This is a genomic window from Paractinoplanes ferrugineus, assembly GCF_016862195.1.
GTDB classification, from domain to species: Bacteria; Actinomycetota; Actinomycetes; order Mycobacteriales; family Micromonosporaceae; genus Actinoplanes; species Actinoplanes ferrugineus.
Window position 1 is genome coordinate 85,194 of sequence record NZ_BOMM01000064.1, and the last position, 22,878, is coordinate 108,071.

General features: G+C 73.4%; 17 protein-coding genes. 4 read left to right on the top strand and 13 right to left on the bottom strand.

Translation table 11 applies throughout. The features are described 5' to 3' along the window. Positions 1–17: 17 nt before the first annotated feature. The 12 genes from Afe05nite_RS35345 to Afe05nite_RS35400 form a co-directional block, all read right to left on the bottom strand. Positions 18–2,207: an NHLP family bacteriocin export ABC transporter peptidase/permease/ATPase subunit gene (locus Afe05nite_RS35345; protein ID WP_203821649.1), complete on the bottom strand. Its 2,190-nt coding sequence runs from the start codon at positions 2,205–2,207 to the stop codon at positions 18–20. Beyond that, entirely contained in the window at positions 2,204–3,010 is an 807-nt protein-coding gene (locus Afe05nite_RS35350; RefSeq protein WP_203821650.1) for an HlyD family efflux transporter periplasmic adaptor subunit, read from the bottom strand. The genes Afe05nite_RS35345 and Afe05nite_RS35350 overlap by 4 nt, the downstream gene beginning before the upstream one ends. Further along, complete coding sequence (locus tag Afe05nite_RS35355; protein WP_203821651.1) at positions 3,007–4,464, bottom strand: SagB family peptide dehydrogenase; 1,458 nt, start codon at positions 4,462–4,464, stop codon at positions 3,007–3,009. The genes Afe05nite_RS35350 and Afe05nite_RS35355 overlap by 4 nt, the downstream gene beginning before the upstream one ends. Positions 4,465–4,482: 18 nt before the next feature. Further along, positions 4,483–6,786 (bottom strand): TOMM precursor leader peptide-binding protein, encoded by a 2,304-nt coding sequence (locus Afe05nite_RS35360; protein WP_203821652.1) that lies wholly within the window; start codon positions 6,784–6,786, stop codon positions 4,483–4,485. Then, positions 6,783–7,772 carry a hypothetical protein gene (locus Afe05nite_RS35365; protein ID WP_203821653.1) on the bottom strand — a complete coding sequence of 330 codons (990 nt, stop codon included), beginning with the start codon at positions 7,770–7,772 and terminating at the stop codon, positions 6,783–6,785. Before Afe05nite_RS35365 ends, Afe05nite_RS35360 begins: the two co-directional genes overlap by 4 nt. A gap of 169 nt (positions 7,773–7,941) precedes the next feature. Then, positions 7,942–8,679 (bottom strand): LuxR family transcriptional regulator, encoded by a 738-nt coding sequence (locus tag Afe05nite_RS35370; protein ID WP_203821654.1) that lies wholly within the window; start codon positions 8,677–8,679, stop codon positions 7,942–7,944. Between the two features lie 118 nt (positions 8,680–8,797). Then, positions 8,798–9,325, bottom strand: a complete 528-nt coding sequence (locus Afe05nite_RS35375; RefSeq protein ID WP_203821655.1) for a GNAT family N-acetyltransferase — start codon at positions 9,323–9,325, stop codon at positions 8,798–8,800. 58 nt (positions 9,326–9,383) lie between these two features. Further along, the gene (locus Afe05nite_RS35380; protein WP_239118437.1) at positions 9,384–11,261 is read right to left on the bottom strand and encodes a RiPP maturation radical SAM C-methyltransferase; all 1,878 of its coding nucleotides are present in this window, start codon (positions 11,259–11,261) and stop codon (positions 9,384–9,386) included. Further along, positions 11,248–11,487 (bottom strand): hypothetical protein, encoded by a 240-nt coding sequence (locus tag Afe05nite_RS35385; RefSeq protein ID WP_203821656.1) that lies wholly within the window; start codon positions 11,485–11,487, stop codon positions 11,248–11,250. The genes Afe05nite_RS35380 and Afe05nite_RS35385 overlap by 14 nt, the downstream gene beginning before the upstream one ends. 140 nt (positions 11,488–11,627) lie before the next feature. Continuing rightward, positions 11,628–14,486 (bottom strand): AfsR/SARP family transcriptional regulator, encoded by a 2,859-nt coding sequence (locus Afe05nite_RS35390; RefSeq protein WP_203821657.1) that lies wholly within the window; start codon positions 14,484–14,486, stop codon positions 11,628–11,630. 110 nt (positions 14,487–14,596) lie between these two features. Further along, complete coding sequence (locus Afe05nite_RS35395; RefSeq protein ID WP_203821658.1) at positions 14,597–15,742, bottom strand: alpha/beta hydrolase; 1,146 nt, start codon at positions 15,740–15,742, stop codon at positions 14,597–14,599. Further along, positions 15,717–16,751: a hypothetical protein gene (locus tag Afe05nite_RS35400; protein WP_203821659.1), complete on the bottom strand. Its 1,035-nt coding sequence runs from the start codon at positions 16,749–16,751 to the stop codon at positions 15,717–15,719. The genes Afe05nite_RS35395 and Afe05nite_RS35400 overlap by 26 nt, the downstream gene beginning before the upstream one ends. A gap of 302 nt (positions 16,752–17,053) precedes the next feature. Here Afe05nite_RS35400 and Afe05nite_RS35405 point away from each other — a divergent pair, with 302 nt between their 5' ends. The 4 genes from Afe05nite_RS35405 (at position 17,054) to Afe05nite_RS35420 (ending at position 22,106) form a co-directional block, all read left to right on the top strand. Continuing rightward, positions 17,054–17,650, top strand: a complete 597-nt coding sequence (locus Afe05nite_RS35405; RefSeq protein ID WP_239118438.1) for a sigma-70 family RNA polymerase sigma factor — start codon at positions 17,054–17,056, stop codon at positions 17,648–17,650. A 111-nt stretch (positions 17,651–17,761) separates the two neighbouring features. Next, positions 17,762–19,348: an RICIN domain-containing protein gene (locus Afe05nite_RS35410; protein ID WP_203821661.1), complete on the top strand. Its 1,587-nt coding sequence runs from the start codon at positions 17,762–17,764 to the stop codon at positions 19,346–19,348. A gap of 2 nt (positions 19,349–19,350) precedes the next feature. After that, entirely contained in the window at positions 19,351–20,292 is a 942-nt protein-coding gene (locus Afe05nite_RS35415) for a zf-HC2 domain-containing protein (protein WP_203821662.1), read from the top strand. A gap of 29 nt (positions 20,293–20,321) precedes the next feature. Continuing rightward, positions 20,322–22,106: a S8 family serine peptidase gene (locus tag Afe05nite_RS35420; protein WP_203821663.1), complete on the top strand. Its 1,785-nt coding sequence runs from the start codon at positions 20,322–20,324 to the stop codon at positions 22,104–22,106. 49 nt (positions 22,107–22,155) lie between these two features. Here the strand turns inward: Afe05nite_RS35420 and Afe05nite_RS35425 are convergent, their stop codons facing one another. Next, a complete protein-coding gene (locus Afe05nite_RS35425; protein ID WP_203821664.1) occupies positions 22,156–22,788 on the bottom strand; it encodes a response regulator transcription factor in 633 nt (210 codons plus the stop codon). Positions 22,789–22,878: the final 90 nt, after the last annotated feature.

Sequence of the window (22,878 nt, forward strand, 5' to 3'; positions counted from 1 at the left end):
GTCATCGCGCACGCCGGTCAGTGCTCGCGCAGCAGCCGGGCGTACGCCCCACCCGCCGCCATCAGTTCGTCGTGGGTGCCCCGTTCGACCGCCCGGCCGCCCTCGAGCACCACGATCAGATCGGCGTCGCGGATCGTGGAGAGGCGGTGCGCGACGATGAGGCAGGTCGCGCCCCGGCGGCGCAGGTTGCGATCGATGAGTTGCTCGGTCTCGGCGTCCAGGGCGCTCGTCGCCTCGTCCAGGACCAGGACCAGGGGCCGGCGCACCAGCGCCCGGGCGATCTCCAGTCGCTGCCGCTGACCGCCGGAGAAGTTGCGGCCGCCCTCCTGCACCAGCCCGGACAGGCCACCGGCCCGGCCGGCGATCTCGGCGAAGATCGCGGCATCCTTGAGCGCCGCGATCACCTCCTCGTCGCCGATCGTCGGGTCCCACAGCGTCACGTTGTCGCGGATCGTGCCCTCGAACAGCATCCGGTTCTGGTCGACCATCGCGACGGTGGCCGCCCACAGCTCGGCGTCGACCTCCTCGCGCCGCAGGCCGTCCACCGTGACCTGACCGGACCAGCACGGGTAGAGACCGGCCACCAGTCGTCCCACTGTCGACTTGCCGCTGCCCGAGGACCCGACCAGGGCGACCCGTGACCCGGGCGGCATGTCGAGCTCGAACTGCGACAGCAGCGGTGCGCCGAGCGGGTTGTAGCCGAAACTCACCTTCTCGATCCGCAGATGTCCCTGCAGCGAGGCCACCGGCGGGAGCACCGCCGGCCGGGCCGGCACCGGATAGCGCTCCACGTCGCGCAGCCGGCTCAGATCGGCGCTCATGTCCTGCAGCCTCGAGCCCAGCGCGGTCAGGTTGACGATCGGCCGGTTCATGGCGGTGACCAGACCCTGCATCGCCACCAGCACCCCGACGCTCAGCGAGCCGGCGATCACCTGCCGGCTGCCGAGCCCGAGCAGCACGGCGGTGTTCGCGGCCGCGAGCAGGGCCGGCACCACCGACAGCACCGCGGCCGGCACACCCAGCCGCTGCTGGCTGGAGCTGACCGCCGAACCACGCGCGGCGAAGCGCTGGTAGCCGACCTCCTCCTCGCCGGTGGCCTTGATCGACTCGATCATCTGGATGGTGGTGTAGACGGTCGCGAACATCTTGCCGCGCTCCGCCTGCAGGCCCGCGACCACGCTCGTGCGATGCGCCGCCACATAACGCAGGACGGCCACGTTCAACCCGGCGAACGCCATCGCGCAGAGCCCGAGCGTGACGTCGTAGGAGCAGAGCAGTACGCCGTACGCCCCGACCAGCGCGGTGTCCACCGCGGTCGCCGCCACCCGCCGGGTGAGCAGGTCGGCCACCACGTCGTTGCTGCGCACCCGCTGGGTGAGGTCGGCCGCCTGGCGCTGGTCGAAGAAGGCCACCGGCAGCCGGAGCAGCCGCCGGAAGAACCGTGAGCCACTGCTCAGCGCCAGGGCGGTCTCGCTGCGGATCAGCAGCCGCTGCTGCAGCAGCCCGGCGACCAGGGTGAGCAGCACGGCGGCGCTCATCGCCAGCGCCAGCGAGGTGAACGCGCCGTGGTCCTTGCCGAGCAGCACCCGGTCGACGAACACCCGCACCAGCGCCGGCTGGGTCAGGCCGACGACCGCGATGATCAGGCCGAGCAGCACCGTCAGCGGCACCACCGAGCCGAGGTTGCGCCAGCGCCGGGCCAACTGGGGCAGCACCCGGAAGGGGGTCCCGCCGGGCTCGAACTCGGGACCCGGCCGCATGGTCAGGACGATGCCGGTGAACGCGCTGTCGAACTCCGACCAGCTGACCGAGCGCGGGCCGGTGGCCGGGTCGTTGATCCGGACCCGGCGCCCGAGCCCCTCCAGGACCACGAAGTGCTCGAACTTCCAGAACAGCACGGCCGGCAACGGCACGTCGGCCAGGCCGTCGACGTCCATCTGGAAGCCCTTGGCGACCAGGCCGTACTTGCGGGCGCCCTTGAGGACACTGGCCGCCGTGGAGCCGTCCCGGCTGACGCCGCAGGTCTGCCGCAGCTCCTCGGGGGCGACGTGCCGGCCGTACCGGCCCAGGACGATGCCCAGGGCGGCGGCGCCGCACTCGACCGCCTCCATCTGGATCACGGTGGGGGTGCGGACCCGGCGCCGGCGAGGGTGCGGTACGGCCGCCGCGCCCGCCTCGCCCAGGTCGATGTCGGCCGGGCCGGTCACCGGGTCACCAGCCAGTCGATCGGGTGCTCGGTGGCGATGGTGAACCGGGCGGTGATCGCGCTCGCCGAGTTCAGCTGGAACGGCGGGGCGGCCTTGGACCAGCGCAACCCGCTCGCCGAATCGGGGTCGGCGAGCAGCGGCACGGTGACCCGGATGACGCTGCCCGCCCCGAGCAGGCGCCGCACGTCGGCGCCGCTGCCCAGGAACGCCCGCATCGACCGCTCGGTCTCCGGGAAGGACGCGACGTCGGTCACCGTGCCGGAGAGGGTGCCGAACACCGCGGTCGGCACCGCGTCGGCGACGACGGTGACCCGGTTGCCCGGCTGCAGCAGGGGTGCCGCGGCGGCGGGCACGAAGACCACCGCCTGCAGGGCGTCCCCGGGGGTGTCGAGTCGCTCCATGTCGGCGACCGGGGTGCCCGGTTCCAGCAGCTCCCCCTCGCTGACCAGCCAGGCCACCACGTACGCGTCCCACGGCGCGTTCACGATGGTGATCTTCCCGTTCTGTTCCACGCTGTACAGCGGCGTGCCCTTGGCCACCCGCTGGTCGGCCGCGCTCCAGACCTTGACGACCTGGCCGCCGATCATCGCGTCGACGGCGGACACCCCGTTGGAGTGGATCAGCACGCCGGCCGCCTGCACCACCCGCGGCACGGTCGCGTGGACCGCCCACACCCCGGCGCTGCCCACCGCGACGGCCATCGCGACGGTGATCAGCCAGCTCGGCACACTGGCCAGCTTGATCACGTCGTCCAGTTGTTCCGGCGCCTCGAGGTGGCGCAGCGCCTGCCGCCGGAATTTCATGCCGCCCTCCGCGAACCGAGCGTGAAGTCGGCGATGTTCGGCTCGACCAGCGGATCGATGCCGGCGAGCCGGGCGAAGGCCGCCGAGTCACCGGCCCCGAGGGCGCAGGGCGCCAGCCCCATCGCGGTCGCCACCAGGTACATCAGGCCGGTGAGCACCCCGGCGTTCTTGAGGGCCATGGCGTAGCTCAACCCCTCGTACTTCCACATCATGCGTTGTACGCGCGCGGTGATCACCAGGAGCACCTGCGGCGTCTCGGCCATGCCGGCCGCCGACCGGGCGTAGCGGGTCACCTTGCTGCCGGCCGCGTCGTGGCCGGTGAGCAGGGTGAGCCGGTGCTCGACGGAGTCGTAGTGGTAGAGCCCCGGATCCAGGCCGGAGCAGCGCGAGACGAGCGGGTAGATCTCCAGCTCGCAGAGCCCGCCGCCACCCGGGTACGGACGGTGGCCGACCTCCTGCCCGCCGGCCTGCGTCACGCCGCTGGTGTGCTGCACCCGGTACAGGAACTCGCCGAGGGCGTCGACGGTGAGCGGGTGACCGTCGTCGTGTTCCCGGACCGAGTGGCGCGCCCGCACCACAGCGGTCAGCGGTTCGTCGCGCTTGGCCACCAGTTCCATGTCCGGGACCGGCAGCACCCGGTGCCGGCCGTCCGGGAAGGACCGGCGCAGCGGGGCCGGGGGCAGCTTGCCGCGGAACGGATAGGTGCCACCCACCGGGGCGACGTGCCGGCCCGGTCGCGCCCGGTCGTGCAGGGCGAGTTCCTCGGGCAGCCAGTAGGCCAGCGGGGCGTGGGTGGACTCCTCCTCGAACTCCGCCGCGGTGACCAGCAGCCGGCCGGTGAGCAACTCGTCGAGGACCCGACCGGCGACCGGCTCGGCGACGGCGAGGGTGTCGGCCACGTCGTGTACGTCGCAGCCCGCGTCGGCCGCCGTGGCGAACACCGTGGCCAGGCCCGGGTCGGCGCAGGCGACGGCGACCGTGGCCAGCGGCGACGCGGCCACCAGGCGGCCGTCCTGCACGCGCAGCCCGGCGAAGCGGGAGAGCCGGTAACGGCCGCCCGGCTCGTGCCGCCGCGCCTCCGGCAGGCTGCCCGAACCCAGGCCCCGCGGGACCACGTCGAGCAACGGCCGGCCCCCGGCCTGCAGCCGGCGTTCCAGCCAGGAATGGGCGGACAGCCGGCGCAGCAGGATCTGCGCGGGCAGCAACTGCCCCTCGCCCTCCAGGCCGACCACGATCCGGTGCAGTTCCAGGTCGCCGACCCAGTCCCCGGCCAGCCGCAGGACCAGCGCCCGGCGGCTGACGCCGAGCCCGCCCAGCGGCAGTTGGAACCGGCTCTGCCGCAGCCGCAGCGCGCCCGTCGCGTCGCTGCTCAGTTCCGCGTCCCGGCGCAGCCGGAACGACTCGTGGGCGGCCGCCGCCCCGGGTTGGCCGTCCTGGATTGCTGTGCTGGTCACGGTGATCCCCTCGCCTGGTCAGAAGAAGACGCTGAGTGGGTTGATCGAGTCCTCGCCGGTGACCCGCGGGGTGCGGCCCAGAGCGGCCGGCACGTCCCACAGCCGCCCCGGTCCCAGCCGCCGCCAGAAGTGCCGCAGGCCCGGCACCAGCACCTTGACCACGGCCAGATCCAGGTCCGGGCGGGACTGGTCGAGCACGATCACGTCGAGGCCGGCGCGGCGCAGGCGGTCGACACAGAGCCGCACGTCCCCGGCCACGTCCCCGGTGCCGGCCCGGTCGTGGGTGTGCACGGTGCTCGGCGGCCGGTCGGGATCCGGGGTCAGCCACGGCTGGTCGGCCACCCGTACGGTCTCGTACCAGGCCACGGTGTCCGGATCGGTCATGCCGTAGCGGGTGCGGCCGCCGACGAACCGCGCGACGATCGGCAGGAACTGATTGAGCTCGGTCAGCGCCCGGCCCAGCGCCGTCGCCGGGTCGAGATGGCTGCCGAAGCCGAGGATCACGTCCTCGGTCGGCCGCTCGCGGTGCCGGGACACCGCGGCGTACGCCGGCATGCCGAGATCGGCCGTGAGGTCCAGCGCCCACAGCTCCCGGCCCAGGTCGTCGGTGTAATGGGCGCGCAGCGCGTCGATCCACGGGTCGGCGAACGACGCCAGGTCGACGCCGGGCAGCCGGGAGCGGTGGTACCACCACAGGGCGACGCTGTCCCGCTCCACCAGTTCGCCGAGGCCCTGCAGGATCGCCTCGGCCGCGGTGTTGCCGGCCGAGCAGCCGTTCGAGTCGGGCGCGCAGACGTCGAGCGCGGCCACGTCCGGGTGGCCGTACCAGCAGTAGGCGGCCGGGATGTCCCGCGGGGCGTCGTGGGTCAGCGACCAGCCGGTGCTCCAGTCCATCGGCTGGTCGTCGGCCGCCGGCGCCGGGACGCGGTGGAAGTGCCCGCCGCCGGCGTTGCTGTGCGCACGGTTGGCGTACTGCTTGTCGGAGAAGAGCAGGAGGTCGCGCGGGTGCAGGGTGCGGGCCGGATCCAGATCGGCGTACGCGGCCCGGCGCACCGGCCGGTCGGCGCGCCACACCCCGCTGTACCGCTCGATCGCCTCGGCGATGGCGCTCACCTTGGCCTGCACGACCGTCCGGCCCTTGCCGCCGGACAGCCCGCGCAGACTTTTGCGCAGACCGTTCGGGTGCCGGGCGACGGCGAAGTTGTGGCCGGAGATCCAGCTCTGGGTCAGGTCGTCGGGGCCGGTGAGCGGGTCCAGCCGGGTGACGACGCCCAGATAGCGGCTCACGTGCCGGGCCAGCCGCTGATAGACCTCGGCGGTGCCGGCGGTCCGGGTGCCGCCGTCCACGTCCGACGCGGCCCCGGCGGCCAGGGTGATTCGCGGGTCGGCGGCCCGGGTCAGGCCGGGGTCGCCGCACGCCGGGCACTGCGGCTGGCGGATCAGTTCGTGCTCCGCGGTGCTCAGGTCGCGGGTGTCCAGGGTGATCATCCGGCCGGTGATCCGGGGCGAGCGACCGGCGACGGCAAGCACCGGCAACTCCGCCGCGAGCAGACCGGCCGCGGTGGCCACCGTGCCGGGCAGGGCCGCCCGGGCCACCGTCACCCGCCCGGTCCCGCCCTGGCCCGCCAGGTAGTTCTCCACCTGCTCGTTCTCCAGCCACCGCTGACGCAGACAGGACCAGCATCCGGTGGAGCCGGGGATCAGGTGCGGGCCGAGAACCAGCACCGAGCCGTGCGCCCGGATCAGCGTCCACGGCCGGCCCGTGCTCAGGCAGGCCTCGTTCACCAGCGACAACCGCTCGTCGACGTACGAACCGGGGGCGACCACGATCTGGGCCGACCCGGCCAGGACGACGGCCAGGTCGGGATCAGCGGCGGCCACCACCTCCACCCGGCCGACCGCGGGGGCCAGCCGATCGGCGATCGCGGCGGTCACCGGCGAGCCGGCGTCGACGAGCAGCACCCGGCCGGTCGCCGTCCACTGCTCGGCGGTGTCCGGGGCGATCCCGCGGGCGTCCCAGCCGGCGGCCACCGCCGTACGCGTCCCGGCCGGCCCGTCGGCCAGCAGTTGCAGCCCGGCCAGCCGCCGCAACCCGGACGCCACCGCGGCCATCGGGTGCCGGTCGGCCACCAGGGCGGCGAGCCGTTCCACGGTCCGGGTGCCATCGAGCAGCGGCGCCAGGTCGACCGTCGCCGGATCGTCGATCAGCAGGTTGCGGTGCTCGCCGACGACGACCAGGTAGGCGCCGTCCGGGCCGGAGCAGAGAACCGGCTGGTAGTCCGCGCGCAGGCGGGGGCGGCGCAGGCGGGGTGTGTCCGTCATTTCGTCACGTCGAGCGACACCGGTGCGTCGGCGAGGCCGAGCAGGCTCGCCGGTGCGGCCGCGTCGGCCGGCACCAGCAGCAGGAACGTCTGCAGCCGGGCGACCCGGATGCGGCGCCCGTGCACCGCTTCCGAGCGGCCGAGCGCGGCCATGTCCGGTGCGGCCGGGGTCAGGGACGCGGTGGGGCCGGTGATCGTGTCGGACACCGCGAGGGTGACGAAGGCCAGCGTGCCGGCCGAGGTGCGGGCCGCGCAGTCGGACCACTGGGCCTTCTGGAAGGTGCGGGCGACGGCCATCCCGGCCCCCTGCATCTGCTGGCTGTAGACCGCCCAGCCACCGGCGAACCGGCGGTCCAGCAGGACGTTGGAAGCCACCAGAGTGGTGTCCGGGGCGCCTGATCCGATGGTCCGGGCGAACAGCTGCGCGGCCAGCCGCTCCCGGAGCCCGGCGGGCAGGGCCTCGGTGGACGACACGGCGGCGGCGCTGCCCAGCGAGGCCAGGGCGGCCTGCCCGTCCGGGCCGATCTGCACGTTGTGGCTGAGCTTCCAACCACCCTCGGGGGTACGGACGAAGTGGCTGACGTCGCGCAGGAGCAGCTCCTCACCGGTCAGCCGCAGTTTCGCGGTGACCAGGAAGCAGCCGGTGTCGGCGGTCGGCAGCGCGAACACCGGATCGACGTGCCGGAAGCCGGGCTGGTTGCGCCGGACGAGGCGGGCCTTGTTGACGGCCGCGACGCTGGCGTCCAGCGACGGGCTGACCTCCTGGCCGCGCAGGCCGGCCAGGTCGCCGGCCACCGTCGCGGCCGAGTCGGCGTCGTCGAAGGCGGCGAGCACCCCGGTCGCGGCGGGCGCACCGAACGCCGGGGCCGGGCCCGGCGCGGCGACGGCGGCCGTCTCGCCCCGGGCGCAGCCGGTCAGGCCGGCGCCGAGCAGGACGGCAAGGATTCCTGCGGTCAGCGGCGACCGGTTCGGACGCAGACGACTCACGACAGCCTCCTGGCGGGGATGCGGGACCCGCCCCGACGGCATGATCCGCGCCCTGAGTATTTCCCCGCCCCGGTGGCCCGGCGGCCGATGGCGGCAGACCGTACCGGGCAGCCCGCGCGCGGCGGAACCGGATCCGGCCACCGCAGCGGCACGACGACACCGATCGATGTCAGCCATGCGCGACGACGGCCGCCAGCCCCGCGCGGGACGGCACGCCGAGCAGCCGGTAGATGCGCGCCAGATGGGCGTCGACGGTGCGCGGGCTGACCGACAGCTGCCGGGCGATCAGCCGGGTGGTGGCTCCGGTGCCGGCCAGCTGCGCGATCTCGAGCTGCCGGGCGGTGAGTTTGGCCAGCGGCAGCGGGGCCGGTGCGCCCAGCCGCAGCCGGCGCACCTCGGGGCCGGCTTCCCACCGCACGGCCGGCTCCGGCCGGTAGGCCAGCACCAGCAGCAGCGGCGCGGCCACCGGGTAGCGCACCAGGTGGCTGATCAGGTCCTGGGACATCCGGTCGGCCCACTGCAGGTCGTCGAGGACCAGGACCAGGCCGGTGTCGGCGCGGGCGGCGATCCGGCGCCGCGCCCGCCGGCAGAGCAGGAACTGCTCGACGCTCAGCGGTGCCCCGGCGGCCCGGACCGTAGCGTTGTCCCAGTACCGCTCGTCGTCCGCGCCCTGCGGGCCCTGCCCGAAGGCGTGCAGGAAGACCTGGAACGGGATGTCGCGTTCGAGCTCGGCCGCGCAGCCGGTGCGGATCCGCAGCCCCGGCCGGGCGATCCCGGCCATCGCCGCGGCGAGCAGGCTCGTCTTGCCGGTGCCGGCCTCGCCGACCACCTCGATGACCGACTGCCGGCCGGCCGCGAGGGCCGCCGCCGCCTCGGTGAAGAACCGGAGTTCCGCCGTACGGTCCATGACTGCTCCCGTCGCGCTGGCCGGCACGCCTGCGGCGTGACTTGCCCGGCCAGCCTGGCCGACGGGGTTGGAACGGACGCTGGAACGCTCGCTGGAACGCCGGCTGGAAGCGGCCCGGTCAGTCGGCCGGCCCGGTGCGCAGCAGTCCGTAGATCAGCATGTCCCGCCAGCCGCCCTCCCGGAACCGCGCGCCGCGCAGCACGCCTTCGCAGGTGAACCCGGCCCGTTCCAGTGCGCGCTGCTCGGCGATGTTGTCGGCGTCGGTCTGCGCCTCCAGCCGGAACGCCAGGGTGCAGTCGAACAGATGACGCACCATCAGCTGGTGGGCCGCCGCGCCGAGCCCGCGCCCGCGGCATTCCGGCAGCAGCGCGAGCCCGATCTCGTAGCAGCCGCCGGGCGGGCCACCGCGGTCGCGCGCCTCCCAGCTCGCGATGCCCAGCACCGCTTCCTGGCCGGACGCGGGGTCCTTGCCGATCACCGCGAGCGCGGTGGAGTCGGTGGCGACGTATCCGTCCTTGTCCCAGCGGCGGCGCCGGACCCGCGGGTCGCGGAAGCCGGCCCACACGTAGCGCCCCGTGACACTCGGATCCGAGCCGAGCCGTTCCAGGAACGGCAGGTCCGGTTCCTGGAAGGGTCGCAGGATCACCTGTTCGTCCATTGTCACCTCGGAGGGGGTCGGGTTCTGCAGTATCACAGCAATCGGATCACCGGGTTGCCCCCGCCGGGAGCGCCAGCGCGAGCGCCGCGGAGCCGTCCAGGAACATCAGGCCCCGCTCGGCGAATCCGGCGAAGGCCTCCTCGACGGCGTCGAGCGGCAACCGGCGGGACAGGCGTTCGCGGACGGCGGACGCGCTTATCGGCCGGTCGACGCAGGCGAGGTAGATCTCGGCGAGATCGCCCTCGAACGTGTACGTGCCCTCCGCCCCGGGATGCCGGCCGTCGTAGATCTGCAGCAGGCCGGGCGCCGAGAAGTAGGTGAGCGTCGGTGGGGTCGCACGCTGCCATGCCGCCTTCCATGCCTCGACGCCCGCCCGGACACCGGCGTACGCCTCGTCCGGCAGCGGGTCGGCGAGCTCGTACTCGAAGAAATAGGCAATCTTCCCGAGATCGAACCGGTCCGGATAAACATACCGGTATCCCCGCTCCGGGCGGCGTTCCCGGACACCGGCCGTTTTATCGGTATACAAAGGACTGAATCGCTCCAGCCAGACCCGGCCCGCGCCGGCCGGCGGGCGCAGGTGCACGAGGTGCGGCAGAACGGCGGCCTGGGCCCGGTAGTCGTCGGCGGACTCACCGGGGAAACCCCAGATGATGTTCCACGAGATCGTGATGCCGTAGTACTGGCCCCAGCGCAGCACGTTGACGTTCTGACCGGCCCGGACGCCCTTGCGCATCAGGCCGAGCACCCGGGTGCTGAGCGACTCCAGGCCGGGCTGCAGATGCGTCACGCCGCCCTGCCGCAGCAACCTCAGCTGCTCCCGGGTGAGGTTGGCCTTCACCTCGTAGAAGATGTCGTAGGTGGTGCCGGCGGCGATCAGTTCCGGGAAGAGCCCGGAAAGGTAGGCGGTGTCCAGGATGTTGTCGACCGCCTCGAACCGGAAACTGCGGTAGCGCCGCGCCTGGGTGGCCAGCTCGACGGCGACCCGGCCGGGCGACTTGGCCCGGAACCGCATGCTGGAGCCGTTGAGCCCGCAGAACGTGCAGTGGTGCTTGGCCCCCCACCAGCATCCGCGGGCCGATTCGAAGGGAATGCGGACCGTACGCTGACCGGCGCTCGGCTGCAGCCCGAGGCCCTCGGCCCGGCTGAAGTACTCGTCGTAGTCCGGGGGCGGGGACTCGTCGAGACGTTCGAACGGCGGCGCCGACGGGGTCGCCACCACCTCGTCCCCGCGCCGGCCGGCGACCCCGGGCACGCTCCCCGGGTCGGCGCCGGTGGCCAGCGCGGACAGCAGCTCGGGAAAGGCCACGTCGCCCTCGCCGAGCACCGCGTAGTCGATGGCGTCGACCCGCCGGACGTACTCCAGCCCCATCTCGTCGTCGAAGTTGGCCCCGCCGAAGACCGTGACCAGGTGCGGGAACTCCCGCTTGAGCCGCCGGGCCAGCGCGAACGAGGCCGCGTTCTGCTGGAACGTGCAGCTGAACCCGACGACCCGGACGTCCTTCCAGGACACGGCGCCGACGAGGTCGTCGAGGTAGCCGGGCACGTCCTCGTCGCGGATCCGCCGGAGCAGGTCGGCGGGCAGGTCGAGCTCGGCCGCGTGGTCGTCGAGCAGGCGACCGTCCGGGTCGGGCGCCTGCTCGCCGAACGCCGCGACCGAGAACAGCCAGTCGCCGAACATCTGCCCGCGCTGCTCGCACAGCGTCCGGTAGGCCTCGGCGCCGATCCGGTGGGCGAGGTCGAGGTTGGCGTGCAGGGTGCGCACGTCCCACCCGTGGGCCTCGGCGATCGCCTTGAGCAGGCCGAGCTGGATGGACGGCCGCTCCGCCGTCATGAACGGCATCGACACCAGGACCACCGGCCAGGCGGCCCGCTCCGCGGCGGACGGTTCCCGCGGGACCGGCCGTGGATCAGGAAGGATCACAGATGACCATGGTGGACTCGCTGTCCGGTGCGAGAACGGCACCGGCGGCGAAGGAGGACCGGAACTGCTCCCGGATCGCCGCCGCCGCGCCGTCGGCCGAGGCGCTGCCGTCGGCGGCCACGACATGCTCGACGGCGGCCGTGGACACCTCCTCGGCGCCGGCCCCCGCTGCCGCGGCGATCGGAGCGCCCAGCACCGCGCCCATGGCCAGTCCACTGAGGAGCACCCGCGAACCACCGCGGGAAGGATTGGTTGCACCGGTACGGTCGGACATGGAGTTCCCTTCACTGGCAGGCCCGCGACCAGGTCGCGGGAACGGGTCGCCGCACCTCCGGGCCGGCCGGCGGTATCAAGCGATAAACGTCACTATTTCGGCCCGGCGCTCCCTCGGGAATTGGCCAGATGGTCTAACTTGGCGCGAACGGCGGCGGCTTCCGAATGCCCGAGGGCATCGAAGATCTCGATTGCCTCCCGCCAGGCGCCGCGGGCGCGGCCGGCATCCCCCGAGGCACGGTACGTGTCACCGAGCCGCAGCCGGGTCATCGCCACCTGGTAGCGGTCGCCGAGGTCGTGCCACAGGACGAGCGCCCGCTCGTAACAGGCGACCGCCTCGTCGTGGTGGCCGAGCTGGTGGTGGGCGTAGCCGAGGCTGTCCCAGGTGTCGGCGTGCCCCGGCCACTCGCCGGAGTCCTCGTGCAGGGCCAGCGACTGCCGGCAGAACTCCAGCGCCTGCTCGTGGTAGCCGAGCTGGCTGTGGTACCACCCGACCCAGTTCAGGGCGTCGGCCTGGCCGGCCCAGTCCTCGGCGAGCCGGAACTGCTCCAGCGCCTGCCGCGCCTGGTCGAGCGCCTGCTGCAGGTTGCCCTGCCGTTCCAGCACCCGGCCGAGGTTGAGCCGGATGCGGGCCTGGCCGGGCAGGTCGCCCAGCCGGGCGAACAGCCGCAGGGCCTGCTCGGCGTGGGCGCGGGCCTCGTCGAACCGGCCCAGCTGCAGATTCGCCAGGTTGAGCAGGCGGTGCGCCTGGGCCTGTCCGGCCCGGTCGCCGAGCCGCCGGGCGGCGTTCAGGGCGGCGCTCGTCGTCGCCGCCCAGTCGTGCCAGTGCCCCTGATAGTTGAGGAAGGCCGTCATCGTCCAGGCCAGCCGGTAGACATAGGTGTGGTTGCCGCCGGTGGCCGCCAGCGCGAGCGCCGCCAGCAGGTTCGCGTGCTCCGCGACGAACCAGCGCATCGCCTGATCGGCGTCGAGGTGCGGCACCGCGACCACGCCGGTCGCGGCCGGATCGACGGCCAGCGGTTCGCGGTAGGGATAGAGCAGCCGGTCAGCGGTGTGCGCGGAGTGCAGATAGTGATCGAGGATGCGGGCCAGCGCCGCCTCCCGCTCCGGCGCCGTGCCCAGCACCCGGGCCTGCTCGGCGGCGTAGGCCCGCAGCAGGTCGTGGAAGGTGAACCGGCCGGGCGCGGTCTCGTCGATCAGGTGGGCCCCGCGCAGTGCGGTGAGCAGCCGGCGCGCCTCGGCCAGCGGGACACCGGCGAGGCTGGCCGCGGCGGCGATCGAGATGTCCGGTCCCGGATGCAGCCCCAGCAGCCGGAACAGCTGCGCGGCCGGTTCCGCCAGCAGGTTGTACGACCAGGACAGGACGGCTCGGGCGTCGGCGGTGGGGTCCTCCCCCGCGAACGCGTCCAGCCCGCCCCGGGCATGCCCCAGCTCGTCCGCGAGGGCGGTGAGCGAGAACCGTGGCTGGGCCGCCGCCCGGGCCGCCACGATGGCCAGCGCCAGCGGCAACCGGGCGGAGACGGCGATGATGTCGTCGACCGCGGTCGGCTCGACCTCGACCCGCGACTCGCCGATGCGCCGCCGCAGGATCTGGCGCCCCTCGTCGGCGGTCACCAGGTCGACGGGCACCGCCACCGCCCCGGCCGCGATCAGCCCCGACAACCAGTTCCGGCTGGTCACCACGACCAGGCAGCCGGCCGAGCCGGGCAGCAGCGGCGTCACCTGGTCGGTGTCGCGCGCGTTGTCGAGCACCACCAGCACCCGCCGCCCGGCGAGCAGGCTGCGATAGAGCGCCGCCTGCTGCTCGAGGGTGGCCGGCACCCGGCGGGCCGGCACCCCGAGGGCGTCGAGGAACCCGCGCAGGGCCTCACCGGGTTCCATCGCCGACCGGTGCGGATCGAAACCGCGCAGGTTGACGTAGAGCTGACCGTGCGGGAAGCGGGCGCTGATCCGGTGCGCCCAGTGCACGGCGAGCGAGGTCTTGCCGACCCCGGCCGTCCCGGTGATCAGGGCGATGACCATGCCGTCCCCGGTGACCAGGCCGTCGAGCTGGCGCAACTCGTTGACCCGGCCGACGAAGTGGGGCGTGGCGTACGGCAACTGGGCCGGGATCGGTGGCCGCGGGACCGGCTCGGACGCGGTCGAACCGGTCGGCGCGTCGAGCGACGGATCGTTGGCGAGGAAGCGTTTGTAGAGGTCCTGCAGTTCGGCGGACGGGTCGACGCCGAGCTCCTCGCGCAGGTAGCGGGCCTGTTCGTGGAAGGCGGCGAGGGCCTCGGCCTGCCGGCCGCTGCGGTACAACGCGGTCATCAGCGAGCCCCGCAGCCGCTCCCGCGTCGGGTAGGCGGCGACCAGCCGGGTCAGCTCGGTGACCAGGTCCTCGTCGTTGCCCATCGCGAGATCGATCTCGATGCGCTCCTCGAGCACGCTGATCCGCCGTTCCTCGAGCCGGTCGCGCTCGGCGTCCAGCAGTGGACCGGCCAGCCCGTCGAAGGCCGGGCCCCGCCAGAGCTGCATCGCGGCGTGCATCGCCTGGACCGCCTCGGGCAGCTCACCGGCGGCCCGCGCGGTGCGGGCCCGGCTGACCTCGCGGTCGAACACCTCGAGGTCGAGGCTCCCGGGCGGCAGGGCCAGCCGGTATCCGACCTCGCTCCACGTGAGCACCTGGGACGGTGAGCGACCGGACCGGATCGGCTCGAACGCCCGGCGAAGGCCCGAGATGTACTTCTGGACGACATTCACCGCATATGCCGGTGCGGCGTCACCCCAGATCGCCTCGATCAACTGCTCGCGGCGCACCGGCCGGTTGGACCGCAGGGCCAGGACGGCGAGCACCACCCGCTGCTGGACCGGGCCGAGGCTCAGGCGGGTGTCACCCAGCCAGGCCTGGACGGGACCGAGGACCTCGACGCGCAGCGCGGGCCCCGGCTGACCCTGGTGCGGCCCGGCCAAGGATGCCCCCTTAGATCGGCGGATGACCACAGTGTACGAACCACCGGACGTTCCGTCGCGGCTTCGCTACGCACCGCTGGTCCAAAGTGAGGGATCCTGGGCGAGATCGATCACCGGGGTTTGCCGCTGGGATGGACCGCGCTCGGGTGCCCGGAGGGTCGCACCGGCGGGCCGGACGACCGGGCCGGGGTCGGGGTCAGGGCCGCGGTCGGGGTCGGGGTCGCGCCGTGGTCCTCGATGGGCTGGCCGAGCCAGCTGGACAGCCAGTCGAACGCCGGCGCCTCCATCGCCTTCCAGGTCTGGCTGGAGTGTCCGCCGCCGTTGATGTAGGCCGTGGTCACCGAGAGCGGACTCCGCCCGGCCTTGGCGATGGCGGTGGTGGCGTTGAGGGCGGTCGGATCCGACCGGGCGCACGCCAAATACAGCGCCACCGCGGGGACCGGCAGGTGCTGCAACCGCCAGACGACGTTGTAGGAGGTGTGCTCCGACCCGTCGCCGACGTGGATGCCGGGGTCGACGTAGCCCGACAGACTGGCCGCCGCCGCGTACCGGTCGGGGTGGCGCAGCAGCAGCTGGGTGGCGCAGTAGGCGCCGGCCGAGAACCCGATCAGGCTCCACGCGCTCTGGTCGGGACGCACCCGGAAGTGGCTCAGCGCGTAGGCCGGCACGTCCTGAGTGAGAAAGGTCTCGGACTGCGCCGAACCGACGAGGTTGGTGCACTCGGTGTCGAGTTTCAACGGCCGGGGCGACTGGTAGGGGAACAGCACCACCGCCGGCGCCATCCGGCCGGCGGCGATCTCCTCGTCCAGGATCTTCGGCGCGGCCAGGGCGTTCAACCACTGCGCCGGTACGCCGGGGTAACCGTGCAGGGCCTCGATGGTGGGGTAGCGCAGCGGACCCGCCGGGTCGTAACCCGGCGGCAGGTAGACGTACATCGGCATGGTCAGTTTGCTGGCCGCCCCGGTGACGGTGACGGTGAGCACCCGGCCGGCACCCGGACCGGTGGCGGGGGCCGATTCGCCGGCCTCGGCCACCTTGGGATGGGTGCCCGACCAGGTGGGCCAGAAGTCGACCTGGCGGTTGACCCAGACGGCGGCGACCGCGACGGAGGTCACCACGCAGGCCAGGACGGTGACGCTGCGCAGCAGCCCGCCGCGCCATCCGCGCAGGCGATTCCAGAGCAGACCGACGGCGATCGCCGCGACCACCGCCGCCGCCAGCGCGACCAGCTCAGCGCCAAGGCTGTCCGGGGCCATGAGGCTTCTCCTTCCCGCTGGGGGCGCCCGCCGGGGCGCCGGCGCCGGCGCGGCCCGGAGTGCCGGGCGGAACCGGTGCGCCGGGCGGCCCGGACGACGCCCCGGGCTTGGGGCGCCGGTGCACCGGCAGTGACTTGACCGGCGGCGACGAGGCGGCCAGCGGGGGTGGGGTCTGGCCGGCGGCCCAGCCCACGGCCGCGCGGACGGCGCGCAGCACACCGGCCGGCTCGACCCCGGGGCGGACCGTGAAGGTCGCCACGCCGGCCGGCACGACGACGTCGTGCGGGACCGGTGGCACCTCGGCCCGCACGCTCGCCACCGCCGGGAACTGACCCGGTGCGGCCGCCGACACCTGGCGGACCAGCCGGGTGTCGGCGGGTGAACCGACCAGGGCCCACCGGTGATCGGTGACCCGCAGATCGTGGTGCAGCCCGACCGGCACCCCGGCGGCGAGCGTCTGGATCTCGGTTCCGGACGTCGTGCTCAAGTAGACGACCACGTCGCGGCCGGCCGCCGCCGCCACCTCCACGCTGGGCGCCTCGGGCCAGCTCGCCGGCCAGCCCGCGCCGGCGCTCCCGACCACCAGGACCACGGAGTACCGCCACTGCGGATGCTGGAGATAGCCGGCCGGGACGACCAGGACCGGAGCGGAGGCCAGGTGCCAGTCGGTCCACCCGGTGGGCTGCCAGGGCAGCGACAGCGGCCGGTCGGTGCGGCCGGCGGCACGAGCCGCGAGCTCCTGGTCCAGGCCTCCGGCAGCGGTGGCGTACGTCGGCGCGACGACGTCGCCGGTGCTGAACAGCGAATCCCACGTCGGGTAGAAATCCTCGTGCCGGTTGACCACCAGACCCACCGAGACGAGCAACGAGGCCTCGGTGAGCAGCACACCGGCCGGGCGTAGCAGGAGCCGCAGCCGCCACGGGCGGCCCCACACCAGGACCGTGAGGAACGCCACGATCACCGTGCTGCCGACCGCCATCGCGATCAGCGGCATGCCGGTCAACCGCATCTGTCCTTCTCCGTCTTCCGCCCAGCGCGCCGGCCGTGCGCGGCGCCTCCGTAGTTGTACAAGCCCTCCGCAATCACCCGTTTCAACGTCCGGGCGGGGCGGGGGTCACGGTTCTGGACGATCTCTGCGGGACGTCCGGCTGCTACCACGATCTCCGATGCATCACAATGATCCCCGATAGGGACCTTGCGGCAGTTATATGCAACAGTCTATCGGTGGTTGACGGCGCAACTGATCCTCGCGGGCTGTCCGAGCCTGCTCCCTCCGCGCCCGCGGCGGTGCCATCGGCGCAGGGTCCGGCCGTGGACGAGGCCGCGCTGCGTCACCTCCAGCAGGTCCACGGGCCGGTGCTGCTCAGCTTCCTGACCCGGCTGACCCGCGGCGACGCGCACCGGGCCGAGGACATCGTCCAGGAGACCCTGCTGCGGGCGTGGCGCAACCCCGAGGCACGCAACGCCGACGGCCGGTGGAGTCGAGCCTGGATCTTCACGGTCGCGAAGCGGATCTTCATCGATCAGGTCCGGGCGGCCGAGGTCCGCCCGGCCGAACTGTCCGACGAGCACATCGAGGCGCATGCGCACACCGCCGATCCGATCGAGCAGGCCCTGGACGCCGCCGAGGTGCGGGCGGCGCTGGCCTCGCTGCCGGAGCGGCTGCGGATCACGCTCGTCGAGATCTACTTCCAGGAACGGTCGGTGGCCGAGGTCGCGGAGGTCCTCGACGTCCCGCCGGGAACGGTCAAATCACGCACTTTCTATGCATTACGAGCACTACGCGAGGCCTTGGCCGGACGTGGTTTCGGAGGCCGGCCGGGTGACAAATCCGTTACCGCCGGGGCCGGAAAAAGCCAGTCGGATCGTGAACCGCCGACCGCACCCGGCCGTCTACGTAGGGCATGACACTCTCACCCCGATAGAACGAGTAGATGAGTGGGACAGATGACTGATCGCGCTACGCCACGCCGTTCGTGGCGGCGGGTGCTGGGATCGACCCGGCGACGAGTCGAAATCGTGGCTCTTGCTCTCACCATCGTCGTTTGCGGTGTCCTCGCCCTCGAGGTGATCCCGGCCATCGCCGACGACGAGAAGCTCGAGGGCAAGCCGGTGCCCACCGAGGACGTGCCGGCGCTCGTCGCGGCCGCGCTGTCCTGCCCGGCCCTGACCCCGCCCAAGGTGGCCGCCCAGGTGATGGCCGCCACCGCCTTCGGTTCCGACGGCGCCAACACCGGTCTCGCCGGCATGAACGACGCCACCTGGTCGAAGTGGCGCCCGTCGTCCGGCGCCGCCCGCACCGACCGGCAGGCAAGTGTGCTGGCCATGGCCCACCGCACCTGCGAGATCGTCGGTCAGCTGCGCGCGGCCAAGGTGGACGGCGACCTGTGGGCCGCCGCCGTGGCGACCGACAAGGCCGGCCTGGATGCCGTGCTCAAGGCCAAGGGCATTCCCAAGAGCGCCGAGGCGTACGTCGACAAGGTCACCGCCTACGCCAACTGGTACGCCGATCAGCCGGTGTTCAGCGTGAAGGCCACCACGGCCGAGGTCGCCGCCTCCCCGGAGCAGCCGATGGAGGCGCCGGACGAGCTCGTCCCCAGCATCAACGCGGCCGGCCGGATCTGCCCCACCCTCACCCCCGCCCGCATCGCGGCCCAGCTGCGCGCCGTCTCCGGGTTCAACGCGAGCCTGCGCTCCAGCACCGGCCGCGCCGGGATCGCCCAGTTCACCGACGACATGTGGGAGCGCTATCAGCCCGGCGCCAAGGCCTCCCGGTGGGACCCCAAGGACGCGATCCTGGCGATGGGCACCGCGATGTGCGACATGAGCCAGCAGTTCGCCGGGCTCAGCGGCGCCGACCCGTACACTCTGGCGCTCGGCGCCTACCAGTGGGGTGCCGACGTCATCCGGCAGGCCGACGGCCTGCCGCGGGCCAATGTCCCGCAGCTCGCCGACCAGGTCAGCCGTTATGTCCCGCAGTACGAGAAGGACACCCGGCTGACCGCCGCGAAGCCCAAGCCGCCGGTCAGCTCGGCCCCCGCCAGCAAGCCGGCGTCGACACCGCCCACCTCGACGCCGACCACGGCCGCGCCGACCACGACGGCCGCGACGCCGCCCAAGCCCACCGGCGTGGCCTTCGACCCGAACGCCCGCTACCAGATCCGCAACGCCTGGGCCGGGGCAGTCGTCGAGCTGCCGGGCAAGGAGCTCAACAACCCCGACGGCACGCGGGTCCAGCTCTACAACAACCTGCTCCAGGACGATCAGTACTGGCGTTTCCAGAAGGCCCCGGCCGACGGGTACGTGCTGATCATCAACGCCTTCAGCAAGCAGGCGCTCGCGGTCGAGAACGCTTCCAAGGACAACTACGCCAAGCTGGTCGTCACCACCAAGAAGGAGAGCGACAAGAACCAGCAGTGGAAGCTGATCGACGGCGGGGACGGCAAGGTCCAGATCGAGAACCACAACTCCGGCAAGTTGATGGAGCTGCTCGGTGACGACCTCGGCCCGCCGCAGGCCGACGGCACCTGGAACGAGTACTGGGTCGAGCAGTGGGACCGGGTCAGCACGGTCAACAAAGACCAGTACTGGCTGCTCGTCAAGTAACCATGGACGAGCTGAGGGGTGACACCGTGCCGGACGACCACGTCGAGGAGGAGCTCCTCGGGCTGCACTTCCTGGGCGAGCTCGACCCGGACCGCAGCGACGTCATCCACCAGCATCTGCAGACGTGCGCCACCTGCCGGGCCCTGGCGGACGGGGTCGTCGAGACCCTGGCCGCCCTGGCCCTGCTCAGCGACGACTTCCCGGCCGGGGCGACCATCCCGGCCGCGGAGGCCGCCCCGGCCGCGGGGTCCACGCCGGCCCCGGAGGTAGCCCCGCCCGCGGAGGTAGCCCCGCCCGCGGAGGTAGCCCCGCCCGCGGAGGTAGCCTCCGGGCCCGTCCCGGCCGCGGACACCGCCGGCCGGGCGCACGCGGCAGCGAGGCCGGCGGCGCCCCGCCGCCCGGCCGACACCGGACCGGCCGATACCGGACCGGCCGGCACCCGACCGGCCGACACCCGACCGGCCGGCACCGGGCCCGGTGGCCGGCGCCCGGCCTCCCGGCGGGTCCGGCTCGTGCGGGCCGCCGGACTGCTCACCCTGGTGCTCGTCGTCGCGGGGCTCGGCATCACCGCCCTGGTCCGCGGACCTGGCGGCGCCGGCGGGCAGGCCATCGTGACCGCGGCGGCCACCGCCACCGACCGGACGTCCGGGGCCGGCGCCTCGGTGTTGCTGACCGAGGGCGACGACGGGGTCAGTGTGCGAGCCACCGTCAGCGGGCTGCGCGCCGGCGTCGCGTACGTCCTCTACGCCGTCACCGCTGACGGGCAGACCCACCCGGTCAGCCACTGGACCAGCACCACCGCCGTGCGGGACGTCTCCGGCGAGCTGCCCGGCGTACGGCTCAAAAGCCTCTCGTTCTTCACCGTCTCCCCCGAGAGCGGCGGGGTGGCGGTCTCGGTCTATCTGCCGGGTGCCCCGGGTGCCCCGGCCCCGGGTCCCAGCTGATGACCCCGGTCTCGACAAGAAGGAAGCGGATGTCCTTGTTCACTCGGGCGGCACTTCGTGCGGGTTTCGCCGTGAGCGCGGTGACGGCACTGCTCGGCCTCGGCGCCACCGCCGCACACGCCGACGACAACTACGTGAAGTACTACACGGTCACGTCGTCGCACAACGGGTCCAAAGAGAACCTCGCGGAGATCGCCGACCGTTTCCTCGGCGACTCGGCCCGCTCGTCGGAGGTGTTCAACCTCAACTCGGGCCGGCCGCAGCCCGACGGCGGGGTGCTCGTCGACCCGGGCCGGCTCAATGCCGGCTGGATGGTGATCCTGCCGTGGGACGCGGTCGGCGGGGGCGTGCAGTACGGCGTACTGCCTGACAAGTCCCCGAATACGGCCGTGACTCCGGGTGGGGCGCCGAAGGCGACGCCGTCGCCGACGAAGGGCGGTTCGCCCGCCGGCAACGCGGGCAACCCGCCCGCCAAACCCGCCGCCGGCGGGTCGAAGGGCGCCAAGCCCAAGCCGGGCAAGGCCGGGCAGTGCGCCACCGCCGCCGCCTCCAGCGGCACCTCCAACTGGGCCGAACTGCGCCTCGCCGCCGACCAGGCCTGGCCGCAGAGCCGGGGGGACGGCCAGCTCGTCGCCATCGTCGACTCCGGCGTCGAGGGCAGCCTGGCCCAGCTCACCGGGCACGTCGCGGTGGGTTCCGACATCGTCTCCGGCAGCGGCCGGGGCGACACCGACTGCCTCGGCACCGGCACCGCCATGGCCGGGCTCATCGTCGCCAAGGGCGGCTCCGGCGGCGGCCCCGCCGGCATCGCGCCCGACGCCACGGTGATGCCTGTGCGGATCGCCGAGACCAGCACCAAGACCCAGGCCACCGACGCCGCCGCCGGCATCACCGCGGCGGTCGGGGCGGGGGCGACGATCATCGCGCTGGGCTCCTACGTGGATATCAATGACAAGGGTGTCGCGGACGCCATCGCCGCGGCCAACAAGAAGGACGTCGTCGTGGTGGTCGGCGCCGCGTCGGGAACGGCCGCGGCCAACCCGGACGCCACGCTCGGCAAGGGTGTGGTGCGCGTCGGCGGCATCGGCGTGGACGGCCAGGCCGCCGACGACTACCGCAAGGGCGGGGTCGACGTGGTGGCGCCGGGCATCAACGTCACCAGCCTCGGCATCACCGGCACCGGCTCGCTGACCGGCAGCGGAACCCACTACGCCGTCGCGTTCGTCGCCGGGGCCGCGGCGCTGGTCCGCTCCGCCTACCCGGAACTGACCGCCCAGCAGGTCGTGCACCGGCTCGAGGCGACCGCCGGCAAGATGGGCAACGGCGCCGTGCCGGACGGCAGCTTCGGGTGGGGCCTGATCAACCCGGCCCAGTCGGTGACCAAGGTGCTGCCCGAGGAGGCGGTGCCGGCCGAGTCCGACTCCCAGGCGCTCAACCGGATCACCTCCGACCCCGGCGCCGGCCGGTCGACCCTGCTCATCGTGGTGACCCTGGTCGCCCTCGCGGCGGCGGTGCTGCTCGTCTTCCGCATCCGCAAGCTGCTGCGCGGCGAGGCACCGGCCGAGCCGGCGACCACCGAGCCGCCCGCCGGGGACGACACCCCGCCGCCCGCGACCCGGCCGCCGGCGGTCAAGCCCGCCGCGAACCCGCCGGTGACCCGGGACACCACACCGCTCACCCCGGGGGTCAAGCCGGGCCCGAAGGTCACGGTTCCGGCGGCCCCGGCGGCGGCCGAAACCCCGGCGAGTACGCCCGAGGCGCCCCCGAATCCCAAGGCGTCGGTCGGCGCGAAGTCGGCGCAACCTTCCGAGTGAACGACGAGGGCCGGGCTGCACGCCCGGCCCTTCGCAGGTAGTCGCCGGCTCAGGCAGCCGCGCGGCTCAGCCGGCGGGGCTGGCTGCAATGCCCCAGCTCGATGGCCATCCGGGTCAGCTCGGCCTTGTTGCTGACGTTCAGCTTCGCGCGGATCCGTTTCGCGTACGTGTTGACCGTCGCCTGCGACAGCCCCATCCGCGTCGCGATCTGCGCGTGCGTGAAGCCGGAGGCGATGAACCGCAGCGTCTCGACCTCCCGCGGCGCCAGCCCGTTCGGCTCGTCGTCCGCACCGCGCGCCAGCTCCCCCTGGAACTGCCCGACCAGGCGGGGGCAGATGTAGAAGCCGCCCCGGACGATCACCCCGACCGCCTCGCGCACGTCACGCTGCTCGGTGAAGCTGCTGAAACAACCCCGCGCCCCGGCCCGCACGGCGGCGAGCAGGCTCGGTGTCCGGCCCCACGCCGCGCTCACCAGCGGTCGTCCGACCGTGGCCGCCCGCGCGATGCTGTCCGTCCCACCGGCCGGCAGCTCCAGCACCACCGCGTCGAACGTCTGACCGAGCGCCAGCAGCTCACCGACGTCCGCCACGGTGGCGGCGACGTGCAGACCCGAGTCGGCGGCCAGCTTCTCGAGGCCGGCGCGGGAAATGGGCTGGTCCGAAACGATGGCCGCTGTGAACACCGGGCTCCTCCAAGCTGTCGGGCCCGCGGGCACGGGCGCCACTAGGACGGATGCCGGCGCCGCCCGGTTCACGAGACACGAAAAATCCGC